Origin of the sequence: Vibrio sp. SCSIO 43086 (assembly GCF_051132235.1) — a bacterium.
In the GTDB taxonomy this organism is placed as follows: Bacteria; Pseudomonadota; Gammaproteobacteria; order Enterobacterales; family Vibrionaceae; genus Vibrio; species Vibrio diabolicus.
Window position 1 is genome coordinate 552,646 of record NZ_CP072678.1, and the last position, 13,652, is coordinate 566,297.

General features: G+C 42.3%; 12 protein-coding genes. 4 read left to right on the forward strand and 8 right to left on the reverse strand.

Features of this window, described 5'->3' with window-relative positions; translation table 11 throughout:
• Positions 1 to 68 precede the first annotated feature (68 nt).
• Both J8Z23_RS18670 and J8Z23_RS18675 read right to left on the reverse strand, forming a co-directional pair.
• A complete protein-coding gene (locus tag J8Z23_RS18670) occupies positions 69 to 1,004 on the reverse strand; it encodes a universal stress protein (protein ID WP_434635735.1) in 936 nt (311 codons plus the stop codon).
• Positions 1,005 to 1,400: 396 nt separating this feature from the next.
• Positions 1,401 to 2,120: an SDR family oxidoreductase gene (locus tag J8Z23_RS18675; RefSeq protein ID WP_046875926.1), complete on the reverse strand. Its 720-nt coding sequence runs from the start codon at positions 2,118 to 2,120 to the stop codon at positions 1,401 to 1,403.
• 135 nt (positions 2,121 to 2,255) lie between these two features.
• Here J8Z23_RS18675 and J8Z23_RS18680 point away from each other — a divergent pair, with 135 nt between their 5' ends.
• On the forward strand, positions 2,256 to 3,164 hold the full coding sequence (locus J8Z23_RS18680) for a LysR family transcriptional regulator (protein WP_031780274.1): 909 nt from the start codon (positions 2,256 to 2,258) through the stop codon (positions 3,162 to 3,164).
• Positions 3,165 to 3,257: 93 nt separating this feature from the next.
• Here the strand turns inward: J8Z23_RS18680 and J8Z23_RS18685 are convergent, their stop codons facing one another.
• Positions 3,258 to 4,031: an AraC family transcriptional regulator gene (locus J8Z23_RS18685; RefSeq protein WP_434635855.1), complete on the reverse strand. Its 774-nt coding sequence runs from the start codon at positions 4,029 to 4,031 to the stop codon at positions 3,258 to 3,260.
• A 99-nt stretch (positions 4,032 to 4,130) separates the two neighbouring features.
• Here J8Z23_RS18685 and J8Z23_RS18690 point away from each other — a divergent pair, with 99 nt between their 5' ends.
• Complete coding sequence (locus J8Z23_RS18690) at positions 4,131 to 5,267, forward strand: multidrug effflux MFS transporter (protein ID WP_006741075.1); 1,137 nt, start codon at positions 4,131 to 4,133, stop codon at positions 5,265 to 5,267.
• A gap of 116 nt (positions 5,268 to 5,383) precedes the next feature.
• Here the strand turns inward: J8Z23_RS18690 and J8Z23_RS18695 are convergent, their stop codons facing one another.
• The 4 genes from J8Z23_RS18695 to J8Z23_RS18710 form a co-directional block, all read right to left on the reverse strand.
• Positions 5,384 to 6,487, reverse strand: a complete 1,104-nt coding sequence (locus tag J8Z23_RS18695; protein ID WP_434635737.1) for an alpha/beta hydrolase — start codon at positions 6,485 to 6,487, stop codon at positions 5,384 to 5,386.
• A gap of 613 nt (positions 6,488 to 7,100) precedes the next feature.
• Complete coding sequence (locus J8Z23_RS18700; RefSeq protein ID WP_308400518.1) at positions 7,101 to 7,679, reverse strand: hypothetical protein; 579 nt, start codon at positions 7,677 to 7,679, stop codon at positions 7,101 to 7,103.
• A gap of 169 nt (positions 7,680 to 7,848) precedes the next feature.
• Positions 7,849 to 8,421 carry a hypothetical protein gene (locus J8Z23_RS18705; RefSeq protein ID WP_264301655.1) on the reverse strand — a complete coding sequence of 191 codons (573 nt, stop codon included), beginning with the start codon at positions 8,419 to 8,421 and terminating at the stop codon, positions 7,849 to 7,851.
• A gap of 285 nt (positions 8,422 to 8,706) precedes the next feature.
• Positions 8,707 to 9,636: a LysR family transcriptional regulator gene (locus J8Z23_RS18710; protein WP_006741107.1), complete on the reverse strand. Its 930-nt coding sequence runs from the start codon at positions 9,634 to 9,636 to the stop codon at positions 8,707 to 8,709.
• Between the two features lie 266 nt (positions 9,637 to 9,902).
• On the opposite strand from J8Z23_RS18710, the gene J8Z23_RS18715 reads away from it, so the two are divergent.
• Together J8Z23_RS18715 and J8Z23_RS18720 are read left to right on the forward strand one after the other, a co-directional pair.
• Positions 9,903 to 11,744 carry a 2-oxoacid:acceptor oxidoreductase subunit alpha gene (locus J8Z23_RS18715; protein ID WP_301659591.1) on the forward strand — a complete coding sequence of 614 codons (1,842 nt, stop codon included), beginning with the start codon at positions 9,903 to 9,905 and terminating at the stop codon, positions 11,742 to 11,744.
• Complete coding sequence (locus J8Z23_RS18720; protein ID WP_005398063.1) at positions 11,734 to 12,732, forward strand: 2-oxoacid:ferredoxin oxidoreductase subunit beta; 999 nt, start codon at positions 11,734 to 11,736, stop codon at positions 12,730 to 12,732. The genes J8Z23_RS18715 and J8Z23_RS18720 overlap by 11 nt, the downstream gene beginning before the upstream one ends.
• Before the next feature lie 183 nt (positions 12,733 to 12,915).
• Here J8Z23_RS18720 and J8Z23_RS18725 read toward each other — a convergent pair whose 3' ends face one another.
• Complete coding sequence (locus J8Z23_RS18725) at positions 12,916 to 13,560, reverse strand: CatB-related O-acetyltransferase (RefSeq protein WP_047008178.1); 645 nt, start codon at positions 13,558 to 13,560, stop codon at positions 12,916 to 12,918.
• Positions 13,561 to 13,652 lie beyond the last annotated feature (92 nt).

The following is a 13,652-nucleotide window of genomic DNA, read 5'->3' on the forward strand; positions in this document are numbered from 1 at the left end:
TGTTCTAGAACTCCGTCTCCCTCCTTTACCTAAAACAACCACTTAAACCCAGGTTTGTTACACACCAATTACTGAATCGGCGATACAAAACCATCGGGCTTAAGAGCGACCAAACTACAGTTTATAGATTGCAAAATGTTTTCAGCCGTATTACCAATGACGTAGCCAGATATCCCAGTTCTCGCTAAGGTACCCATGACTAGAACGTCCACTTCTATGCTTTCTACGTAATCCGGGATTTTTTCATCAGGCTTTCCGTGTAAATGATGAATCACAATTTCACCCGTAATCCCCGACTCTTCCAGCAGTTGTTGTAGAGCTTGTTTATGATCGGCTTTTGCTTTGTCGAGTTCATGTTTCAACTCAGCATCGTCGACTTGAATCCAAGCATTGTCATGTAGGTAATTCTCTAAGTAATATTCCCAGCAAGAAATCACATGTAAACGACTGTCACAGGTGTCGGCTATTGAACGAGATAATTCAAGTAAACGCACCGCTAATGAGTGCTGTTCATCGCTCGCCGTTAACGGATCTATAGCAACAGCCACACGGCGTTTGTCTCTCGGCTTATCAATCGGTCGGTGTAACCATAATGGACAAGGGCATTTGCGTAACAGTGTCATATCAATGGCTTTGAAGCCTTCAGCGCCTTCACCGAGTGGTTCAGCTTCTTTGATGATAAGATCTTTGTTGTCAGCTAATGCTTCTTTAATGATACAGACAGCGGGTTTTTCACTGCTTTTCACAGTAAGAGGAAATGCCAGATCATCTTCAGAAAGATCGAGCTTCTGTCTGTATTCCTGAATGCTTTGTTTGAGGGAGCCTTGTAGCGATTGCTCATAACTTTGCTGATACTGGAGCATATCCGCGGGGAAGTCGGGGCACGCAATTAGCCCTGAAACAGGCACTTTGTTGCTGGATGCGATCCTCATCGCTTGTTCGAGCGCCTCACTATGACCAGGCAATCCTTGTGTTGCAAAAAGTATGTTCGCGAATCGTTTCATACACACCTCCTTGTTTGGTTAAATATTAACCATCCACAAAGTATAATACCTAACGGATAATTGTAACGGCTTGTGACGTTGATGAAATCAATTCTCATTAAGCTATGGATATTGCTTCATTTTGCTTTACGTCACCTTCTCCTTTTCTTTACGACTGTGGCCCGCTGACCCCAATAGAGCTACATACTAAAAATTGAGACCAAATAAAAACCCAAATTACTCAAAGTTTTTTCTCACCTTGAGTAACTTGGGTATAAGCAATAACACACTTAGGCTACGGACTTAAATGGGTAACCTAAATTTTCATACGACTTAGTTGAAAGATGCCATATCAATCACGAATCAGTGTGCAAATATTCACAGCCCTAATGATCCAGAAGTCGCTGTAAATTAATGTTAAGGTTGCTGTTTTGTTGGTGCCAAAGCAATTTCGCGAACACATACACCTTGCGGTTGCTGATAAGCAAACAGCACTGCTCGTGCAATATCGTCGGCTGCCAACACGCCCCCCATATCCTCTTTCCAAGCATCATAACCATCTTTAATATCTTGAGACGTAGTATGTGAAAGTAATTCAGTTTCCACTGCGCCAGGTGCAATAGTCGTAACACGAACATTCGATGATGCGACTTCTTCACGTACGTTTTCAGAAATCGCATGAACCGCAAATTTGGTACCACAGTAAGCGGCATGATCAGGAAATGTTTTCTTGCCCGCAATAGAGCTGATATTAATGATCGTACCACTGTTACGCGCTTTCATCGGTGCTAAAACGGACTGCATGCCATTTAGCAAGCCAAGTACGTTCACATCAAACATGCGCTTCCACTCCGATGCGTCCTGAGTATCTATCTGGCCTAGAAGCATAACGCCTGCGTTATTTACAAGTGCATCTACCGGACCATACAACGCTTCTGCTTTCTCAATTGCCGCTTCAAAAGAAGCTTTATCGGTCACATCTACCTTTTCACAAAGCGTATTTGGTAAGTTTAATGCTTCTAAACGTTCTACACGTCTTGCTAACAAAAGAAGAGCATGGCCCTGTTCGCTGAAATGACGTGCAATCGCTTCACCAATGCCTGAACTAGCGCCTGTAATAACAATTAACTTTTTCATTTTGAATCCTTAATAGAACGGTTTACCTCAATGGCGATAAGTTTAAGAAAACTTTGTTTGTTGATATATACCGACCTAGTTGAAACACTGTTGTTATACTGCAACAATACTTTTTTGAATTACGCAGAAGTCATCATGCAAACACACATCAACCTTGCGGATATCCGCTCTTTCGTCCTAATCGCTCAACTAGGAAACTTCACGAAAGCAGCAGAGCAACTTGGCGTTTCTCGCTCACACGTTTCACGTCAAATAACAAATCTGGAACAACAGATTGGTGCCACTTTGCTACAAAGAACCACTCGAACACTGAAGCTCACCGAAGCAGGCAAGGTTCTGTATAAACAGTGTGAAACCGCCCTTCACAATATTGATCAAGCTGTTATGGCAGTGGTTGATGATGTAGAAGAATTAAGAGGCGAAATTCGTATCAACTGCGTGGGGGGGTATTTAGGGGAAGACGTTGTCGCAGATATCGTTGCTCAGTTTCTAATCCAACACCCACAAGTGAACATTAACTTAGATTTTAGCAGCCATCGTGTCGATTTAATCGCGGATGAATTCGACATCGCTTTTCGAATGGGAAAGTTAGACGACTCCAACTTTATCGCTCGCAAACTGATTGATGTGGAAATGGGGACGTACGCAAGCCCAAGTTATTTAGAAACACATGGCTATCCTTCGCATCCAAAAGACTTAGAAAAACACATTTGTTTGACAGGTAGTGTGACACGCTGGGCATTCGAGAACACAAATACAAAGCAGTCAACGGAACACCAGATACGTGGACAGTTACGATGTAAGAGTGGCAGAGTAATGATAAAAGCAGCGTTGGCGGGAAATGGTATCATCCGTGTACCAGCACTTTATTGCCAACAAGAACTCCAGACAGGCAAGCTAAAAGAAGTGTTTACCGACTGGAGCATTCCGAGTGTGGAGTTTTCACTCCTTTACCATCACGACCGACATCAACCAAAACGCATCCGAGCCTTTATTGACTTTGCTACTCAATATTTTCGTCAGCTGCCGAGTAAACACAAGTAACGTGCTCGATAGCATTTCCCTATGTGAACCAATATATACGGAATCTATAAAGCCCAAATTTGTACTAAAGAAATACGTAAGCATCGTGATGTTTTAAGGTCTAGTTTTCATAAACATTAGCGGTGTTTGCCCAGTTTGCTTTTTGAAAAATGCAATAAAAGCACTGTCTGAAGAAAACTCCAGCCAATCAGCAACGGCGCTGACTTGCATTCCCGTTGATAACAATTCAACTGCTTTTAAGAGCCTCCACTGTTGACGCCAATCTTGATAATTCATACCCGTTTCCGACTTAAATAATCGTGTTACCGTCTTAGTACTTGCCCCCACTTTGTCTGCAAGAGTAGTAAGCGAAGGAGCGAGAAATGAAGGTTCCACCACCTCTCGGCGAAACGTTGCTAAACGCCGATGTGATGCCAAAGGCAACTGAAACGAATAACGTTTCGCAGCATAAAACTCCTCCCAAAAAAGCGCCGTCGTATTTACCATCTCGCTGTTAGGTTTACCCCACTCCCAAAATGACATTTTATCAATGAGGGCTTGGAGTAAATTATTCACTTCTATCATCGTGATCTTACTCGGACACGCAAACACCTCACAATCAAAATACAAAGATCGATACGCAACCACATTCGTCATCAGTGCGCGATGCGGCGTATTAGGTGGGATCCAAACCGCCTTTGTCGGGGGCAGAATACAAATCGAATCTTTCAGAGCAAAACTCATACAACCTTGAGGTGCGTACAACAATTGCCCTTTCTTGTGCTGATGCATACCTGAGTCGTGCTTGCCAATATCCGCAGCAATTCCCACTACACAATTAGAAATTTTGTCTGCGTCAAATTGTGTTTCTTCGTCAATAAGTGCCATTTTGTCCGAATGTTGATGCATTTGGTTTTTATGTTGTTATTAGATCAATCATAGCCTCATTTATACTGCCCGCCAACTTCATTAACGATGGGTAACAATATGAATACTAAGCCCTCTTTATGGCTCATGCTGGTTATGTTGATGTTTCCACAAATTGTAGAAACCATCTATAGCCCAGCGTTGAGCTCAATCGCTCTATCATTTGATGTAAACCACGCACAAGCAGCCCAAACATTGTCGATTTACTTCCTAGCTTTTGCCATTGGCGTTGTAGTTTGGGGAGTGCTCGCAGATAAACTGGGAAGAAGGCCTACCATGCTTATTGGGCTCTTTATCTATAGTTGTGCGTCTTTACTCGCAACTCAAACCGAGAGTTTTGCTGTTGTCATGGCTGCGCGAGCTCTGAGCGCATTTGGTATCGCGGTAGGTTCCGTTGTCACACAGACCATGCTTCGTGACGCGTTTGACGGTCAAGAACTGAGTAAAGTCTTCAGCTTAATGGGGATGGGTATATCAATCAGCCCGGTAGTAGGCATGCTATTAGGCGGGCAGCTTACAGGGCTTGGTGGATATCGTTATGTGTTTTTCGCTTTATTTTTAATCGCGTTAGTATTGCTCGCTTATAACGTTATTAAACTTCCTGAAACACAGAAGGAACAGACACCAGTACGGTTGCGTCAACTTAGCTGGAAAATGGTAAGAGACGCGCGAATTTGGCGCTCAGGATTACTGGTTGCTTTGTATAACATTGCTCTATTTTCTTATTACCAGCTTGGCGCATTTACTTTCTCAGCACTTGGGTATAGCTCCGAACAATTTGGATACAGTGGCATGGTACTGGGGTTAGGCACTCTGCTTGGGAGTTATTTAAACAAATCCCTAGTGTCTAAAAATGTTCGAAAAAACCAACTACTTTGGCTCTCCGCAGTATTGCTTAGTTTGGGATCAGTCGGTGTGTTGATTCTGAGCCAATCAATCTGGTTTGTTGCTCCAATGATGTTAGTCGTCATGTCGTATGGGATTGCGATACCCAACATACTCAGTGATGCACTCGTTGATTATAAACAACAGGTAGGTAGCGCAGGTGCTTTATTTGGGCTCATGTACTACATCATGATCGGGACGGGATTAGCGATGGCTGGAACAGTACAAAACTTAGGTGTCGTTCTATTAGCATGTAGCTGTTTAGCGATTTTATTAGCGTTTTCTACAAAACAAGTTCATACCGACTTGTGAGTATAATAATGAAATACTCTCCGTAATGGTTCACCGAGAATCTAGAGAATTTTTCAATCAATAGGAACTGAGGAGCACAATAGTAACCGCTCCTCAGTTGTCTTCTAGAGGGCGATCTAAACTAAATTAACCTTAAAGAAGCTCTCTAATTTATCAAATGGGATCACATCCAATTGATCGTAGAGATCCGTATGATTCGCATTTGGAATGATCATCAATTCTTTAGGCTCTGCCGCCGCTTCATACGCCGTTTCACTGAAATAGCGAGAGTGCGCCTTTTCGCCATGAATGAACAACACTGGGCGTGGAGATATCTCTTCAATGTAGGTCAGAATTGGCATATTCATAAACGACAGCGGCGTTGTGAGTGTCCATGCTGCATTTGAGTTAATCGCTCGTGGATGAAAGCCTCGTTCAGGAGACTTGTAATAGGCTGCATACTCAACAACAAATTGGGGCTCACCTCCAACTAACTCAAGCGATACTGGCCCGTAAGTAGGTGTTCCATTTTCGGCATCTTCCCATCGTTGCAGGCTTAGCTGCTCTAACGTTTGCGTGCGCTGTTCAAACGTCGTACTATCGTTATAGCCTTTAGACATTACACGGGTCATATCATACATCGTACTGGTTGCGACTGCTTTGACGCGTTTATCTGCAGCAACTGCGTTTAACGCCATGCCGCCCCAACCACATATGCCTATCACACCAATTTTCTGACGATCAACGTCTTTCTGTAGGCCAATAAAGTCCACAGCTGCGCTAAAGTCCTCTGTATTGATATCAGGTGATGCAACGTTTCTTGGTTCACCACCACTCTCTCCGGTATACGATGGATCAAACGCTAAAGTAATGAAGCCTCGATCGGCTAATGTTTGAGCATATAACCCTGAAGACTGCTCTTTCACAGCGCCAAATGGACCACTAATGACGATAGCCGCAAGCTTGCCACTTTTATTTTTAGGTTGATAAAGATCCGCTGCCAACGTGATGCCATAACGGTTTTTAAAACTCACTTTGCGATGTTGAACTTGGTTACTTTTCGTAAATGTTTTATCCCAAGTGTCACCAAGATTTATTTGCGTCTCAGCTTGAACGGAACTCGTTGAGAGCGATCCGACTCCCATAGCAACCACGCTGGCACCCGTCATTTTCATCATATTGCGACGACCTTCATCAGGTTCATCTTGGTAACTTGCTTGATTGTCGTTCTGGCTTTTCATGGTAGACACTCCTAATTAACGTAACACACGATGAGTACAGTACGCGGATGCTTTATCGCTCCTACTTTACTGACACGTACATTGTTGCAACTTTCGTATTTTTTCGTTAACCAGATACTACGCATTGCTTGCCTAATCTTCCGAAGATTGGTCTAAACCTGCCATAACGGTAAGTGCCTAAGTCAATTAGTCTCAGGGGCTCACATGAGCCACTCTCATCGCAAAACTATGAAATTTACCTAAAGCTTGATAATCGTTGTGAAACCATCTATCAAAAACTTTCGCCCCAAAATCGTTCCTCCGACAAAGCTATGACATTTTCAAACCATATGTTAACTAAATGCTAAGGGGTACTGATAAAACTAGCAAAGTACTTACTAAATAATAAAGTGGCTCGCTCGTTATGCCAAAAATTCAAATATCACTTTATTTTCAAAACCAGCTATTGAAATCTGCAAAGTGTATGGGGGTTAATAATCCTGTTCTACGTGCGAAGTACTCTAACCAACGGCGAATGGCTCCGAATACCACCTATAGCTATCGCATTCCAGAGAGAGCACATAAATTATGCACCAGCGTGCACTAATAGTTAAAATGATTGGTGATAGCTACGTTAATTAAATGATTCTGTCAAATTAGAAGAGAATACAAGCCCATTAAGCTGATTTTGTTCACATATAACCTTGAACTTCTCAGTACAGTATAAGTTGCCGGCCCCTTCTAATCTCGATTTAAAGATCACTTTATCTTTTACATCGTCATCAATGAACACAAGGACCTCTAACCCGTCCGGGCTTCCATATGAGATCTTTTCTATACATTTTTGTCTATCTTCTTTTCCAAAAGTCAGCGATGTATATAAATACCATTTCTCGCCTTGATAGTTAACAGGTAAAAACTCCCCGCCCTCTGATAGATAAGTATTCAAGATTTCATATGCCCTCGGAGATAAAACAAGATATGTACGCAACCATAAGCTAATATCAGGTAATTCAGAATTTTTTGTTAACACGTCTTCAAACTCGACTACCGCAGGCTTCCAAATACCTTTCAGAGATTTATTTTCAACACCCTGTAATAAGATCTTCTCAAAATAATTGAAATCCCCCAGCTGGGTAGCGACTTCATCGGGACAAGTGCATATCGTCTGAAACACATGTAAATTATCGTTAATCTTATAAACCGTCATCATCTTTTCCAAGCTTCACTCTTACCTTCCAATAAGTAAATGTTATCCTTTAAGTCTATTTTGACTCGAAATAAGTTCACTTCAAAGTGCTGATTACGAAGAATTGCATTATAAAATTGGCGTTAATACAAGAGGTCATTTTTGATAAGTCAATTTTTTGCCGACCGATTAGTTAACTAAATGGGTCTGTCAAACTAGATGAGAACACAACTCCACCTAGATCATTTCTCTCGCACAAACTCTTAAACGATTCCGTACAATACAGAAAGGTCGGTCCTAGCATCTTTGACTTAAAAACGGCCTTTTCCGTAACACCGTTTCCATTAAACACTAACACCTCTAAACCTGCTAAGCTACCATATTCAAGTTTTTGGACACACTTGTCTTTATCTTCTGGCCCAAACTCCAATGGTGTATATAAGTACCACTCTTCTCCTTGATAACGAATCGATAAGAACTCACCTACTTTGCTCAGTGGTTCTTTTAAATATGCATAAGATTTAGGGGAAAGCACTAAAAAAACTCGTAGCCATAAACTGATATCTGGAAGTAATGAGTCTTTCTTGAGAACATCTTCAAACTCAATATCCACTTCACCCCATATACTTTTTAAAGAAAAGTTTTCTAATGGCTGCACAACGATTTTTTCTATTAAATCTATATCACCTAACTGCCTAGCGACAGAACTAGGCGTAGTGCTCACAATTTTATATTCATTGTGACAGTCGGAAATTTTATAAATCATTATAGGCCTCTTCAGTACTCATTTATCCTTTCAGGTATGGTCTTAGGATATATTCATTTTTTCAAATGATTTTTTACTGGAAGGAAAGAAGCTATAAAGGACAAGATAACAAAATAAAAGAGTCTCTCTACCTTAATGAGGCTAGGATTCCAACGGTGCTGATGGTGAAGCGTAACTTCTCAACTCCGTTACGACTTCAATTCCGTATTTAAGCTTGTCAATTAGCCATGGTCATATTACATTTCGACCTGTCACCACTTTCCAGTTTCAGAACAAAGAAGAGCTTTAATGGTTCAGCATCCAACTGCTGTTGATCGCCTCTCCCTGCTCATCCAGTTTATGAATAATATAGTCGATAAATACTTTTACTTTCGCGGGCACAAACTTGCGACTTGGATAGTATATATAGACACCTTGACCATCGGTTCTTTGAGGTTCAGAAACCAACATCAGTTTACCTTGCTGTACTAAGTCTCGAGCAAGATATTGGGGCATCAGTGCAATCCCTGCTCCTAAACTCGCTAAAGAGGCCATCGCATAACCATTGTCTACTGTCACTTGATGTGTAGGACTAAATTCTACTAATTGACCATCTAAAGGCATCGTCAAGGTAAGCAAGCGCCCCGATTGTTTATAGCGGTACATTATCCATTTGTGCTGGTTAAGCGCTTCAACACTCTGAGGCCGACCAAACTTCTTTATGTACTCCGGACTGGCAAACATACCCATATCAATAGGACATAATCGCCTCGCAATTAAGTTGCTGTCATTTAGTCTCCCGCTTCGAATAGCAACGTCCATCCCACTCTCCAATATACTGGTGTATTCATCGGAAAAGCTAAGATCCAACTTCACTTCAGGGTAACGTTCGCAAAACTCTGGAATCAGCGGAGTTATATAGTTTTGCCCGAACGATAAAGGAAGGCTGACACGAAGTGTACCAAACGGAGATGCAATACTTTGATGAAGCTGCTCTTCACTACTTTTGAGCAAGTTGATCACTTCTCTTGCCGTCTCAAGGTAGTTAAACCCCGCTTCAGTGAGCTGGAGTTGACGTGTTGTACGGTGAACTAAACGAACACCCAAATCCTGTTCTAGGCGAGCAATCGCTTTACTAACAGTAGAAGGCGACTGCCCTAATTGATTCGCGACTGCTGTAAAGTTCCCTAAGTCCACAACAGATACAAACAACTTTATTAATGACAGCTTATCCATAACGCTCACAATTAATGAAAAATAATCACATCTAATATGACAGAAAAAGTATTTTTGTGTCATGCAAACTTTTCTAGTATTTCGGAAAAGCATACCTAGCTATGGATATTTCTACTGACCTCAGAGACGACAAATAAAGCCAACACCATTAACTCTACACTCAGAATGCTCGGGCTTACGGCATTTTCTCCAACCTTTAATTCCATTGCATCTCATTAAATGCAATGAAACATACTGAACCTGCTCTAACACGGTAAGAGGTTTTAATGACAAGAATTCAACTTAAACGCGAAGTGATCTGTTTTGCTGGCGATTCAGGAGATGGTATCCAATTACTTGGAGAACGCTTTTCAGACAACTCGTCGAAACAAGGAAACGATGTCATGACGTTACCTGATTATCCAGCTGAGATACGGGCTCCGGCAGGAACCACATCTGGAGTATCGGCTTTTCAGATGCAATTTGCCTCAACAGAGATTTATACTCCTGGCGACGATTTTTCAGTCTTAATCGCTCTGAATGCCGCTGCATTAAAAACCAAAATCTCACAACTCGTTGAAGGCGGTTTGGTGCTTATTGATCTCGATGGTTTTAATAAAAAAAACCTTGAGCTTGCTGGCTATGAATCTAACCCATTGAGCGATGGTAGCCTCGCAGATTATCGAGTGATTAGTGACAGTTTTACGCGTTTAACCGTTCAATCTCTTTCTGAGTTAAACATTGCGCCTAAAGTAGTGAAGCGAAGCAAAAACTTTTTTATGCTTGGTATTGTTTTATGGATTTACAGTCGTCCGCTAGAACCGACCATTGAATGGCTAAATAATAAATTCGCTGACAATCCGCAAGCGAGAGAGGCAAATACTTTAGCCATAAAGTCGGGATTTAATTATGCTGAAACAACCGAAATATTCAGCGACTGTTTTCAGGTTGCTCCCGTAGCAGATAAAACTGGCTTGTATCGTACTGTTTCAGGGAACGAAGCATTATCGCTTGGGTTAATATGCGCAGCAGAAAAACTCCAACGCCAGCTATTTTTGGGCTCTTACCCCATAACACCCGCCTCAGATATTCTACACACACTATCAACCTATCAACACTTTGGGGTCACGACATTCCAAGCAGAAGATGAGATTGCAGCTGCTTGTTCAGCTTTAGGTGCATCTTATGCTGGAGGTTTAGGAGTCACATCAACGTCCGGCCCTGGATTATGTTTGAAAGCAGAGACCATTAACCTTGCCGTAATGGCGGAGTTGCCAATGGTTGTTATCAACGTACAACGTGGAGGCCCCTCCACGGGTCTACCGACTAAAACAGAGCAATCAGACTTGCTTTTGTCTTTGTATGGTAGAAATGGGGATTCACCACTCCCAGTGTTGGCTCCTGCCTCTCCTGCAGACTGCTTTGATATGGCAATCGAGGCCTGTCGAATTGCCACTACATTTATGACGCCAGTGATCTTATTGAGTGACGGTTACTTAGCAAACGGCTCCGAATCTTGGCTCGTGCCCAACCCTGATGAGATTAAGCTCACTGCCGAGGCAGCAAAAGCAAACATAAGCCCGTTTTATCCCTATGCCCGTGATGACGTGTATTACAGAAGAGAGTGGGTCACGCCTGGTACAAAAGAGAAAATGCACCGCATTGGAGGGTTAGAAAAGCAAGCGATTACTGGCAACCCTTCTCATGATCCTGAAAACCACCAGCGCATGACTGATGAAAGAGCAAAAAAAATAAATAACATCTGCCATTTCATCCCTAAACAAACGCTAACAGGCAGTACTCAAGACTCACTGCTAGTGCTAAGTTGGGGAGGCACGCAAGGTTCTGTGTCGACCGCAATTGAGCATCTGAGAAATCAAGGCGCATCGGTTGCCCACGCCCATATTAAATATCTAAACCCGTTTCCAATCAATTTGGAAGAGATCATTAGCCAATTCAAACATGTGCTTGTTTTTGAGTTGAATAACCAACAACTCGTCAAAGTGATTCGCTCACAATATGCCATTTCTGCACGCTCCGTAACCCAAGTTAAGGGGTTACCATTCAAAGTTCACGAGGTCATTGAGTCTATTAACCAACACCTGAAGGATATTAAAAATGACGACTAAGGTACTCAACCGCAAAGATTTCGCATCTGATGTTGAAGTCAAATGGTGTCGAGGCTGTGGTGATTTTAACGTATTAAAAACGATGCAGTCCGTTCTAGCACGATTAGGTCGAACTAAAGAGAACACCGTATTCATCTCAGGGATCGGCTGCTCATCTCGTTTTCCTTATTATCTCGATACTTATGGATTTCATACGATTCACGGCCGTGCCCCTGCCATCGCTACTGGTGTAAAAGCGAGCAACCCAGAGTTAGATGTTTGGGTTGTAACTGGCGATGGTGACGCACTGAGTATTGGCGGTAATCACTTTATTCACGCGATTCGACGCAACCAAGACATTAAAATTTTGCTTTTTAATAATGCTGTCTACGGACTTACCAAAGGCCAATTTTCTCCGACAAGCGAACAGGGCTTCATTTCTAAGTCGAGCCCTGAAGGCTCTCCCGATCAAGCGCTTAAACCTCTGGCATTAGCAGCATCCGCAGGTGCTACGTTCATAGCACGAACATCAGACAATGATCCTACACACATGACGATGGTGTTAGAGGCTGCTGCCGCGCATTCGGGCACTGCTGTGGTTGAAATCCTGCAAAACTGCGTCATTTTTAACGATAAAGTGCACGAACCTTACAACGGCCCAGCTAATAGAAGCGAACATCTACTTTATCTCTCAGATAATGAACCGTTATTGTTTGGTAAAACACACTCAAAAGCATTGATCAATAAAGGGTTTGGCTTCGAGATTGTCGAATCAGAGGCCCCGAACCTTTTGCTCCACTCCAGTCAATGCGAGGAGTCATACTATGCTTATGCGCTTGCTAACTTGAGCTATCCAGACTTTCCCGTACCCGTGGGCGTTTTTCGTTCAGTGACTCGACCTACTTTTGATCAGGTCATTCGACATCAAAAACACCAAGCAACTCTAAAATATGGCCAAGGCGACTTAACCGAATTGCTCAAACAAAACAGTTATGAGCGTCTCTGCTAACAATTGAAAGAGCCAACTATTGAGGTAACCTTCCCTGCAAAAATGAAACTAAAAGGTTTCCAATTCTAGTTGGCGACTTGCTGAATGATGAGTTGATAAGGAAGTGTGGTGGTTGCAGATATCCATCACACTAAAAAGAGGCTCTATAATGAGCCTCTTCTGTTTTTTAAAATAGTGACATCGTCACTCTTCTGAATGGTTTCTATCGTATTCAGCGCTTGCCTTTTTCAGCCCTTCTAAATCGTCTGAACATAACAATCTCTTCAGGCTGTCGATTTTCTTATCAGGCCAATCATATATCCTAAGGGCGAGCAATTCGTCTATCGTCTCGCGAGAAAAGCGATATTTGACATGCTTAGCTGGTGAGCCTGCAACCATGCTGTAAGGCTCAACATCTTTCGTCACCACGCTGTTTGCCGCAACGATTGCTCCTTCTCCGATAGTCACACCCGGCATTATCATGGATCGCATACCGAGCCAGGCGCCATCGCCAATGTGAGTATCTCCTTTCCCGACGTACGCTTCTTCAATAAAGTCCATAAATGGGTACAAGGAGAACCAATCAGCTCTATGTGTACTATTTCCCCCCATAACAATCACAACTTCCGCTGCAATACAGACAAAGTCACCTATATGTAACTTATCAATCTTCCATTTTGGTTCCCAATCTCGGCTGAACTCATCGCCTTGTAGATATCTTACAACGGACTCCTCAAAACCGGCGTCCCAACAATCACTGTAATAACTATGTTTACCTTTAATCGTTATATTTGGATTCGTAACAACTTCATGTAGCAAAGTCACCTTAGACCAATGCTTAGTTTTCATGAATACTCCTATAAATACTATCGAATAAAACAATGCAGATAGTATGTATCTAAATAAGCTCTAATAATTACATAGTGCCTATTACCACTAAA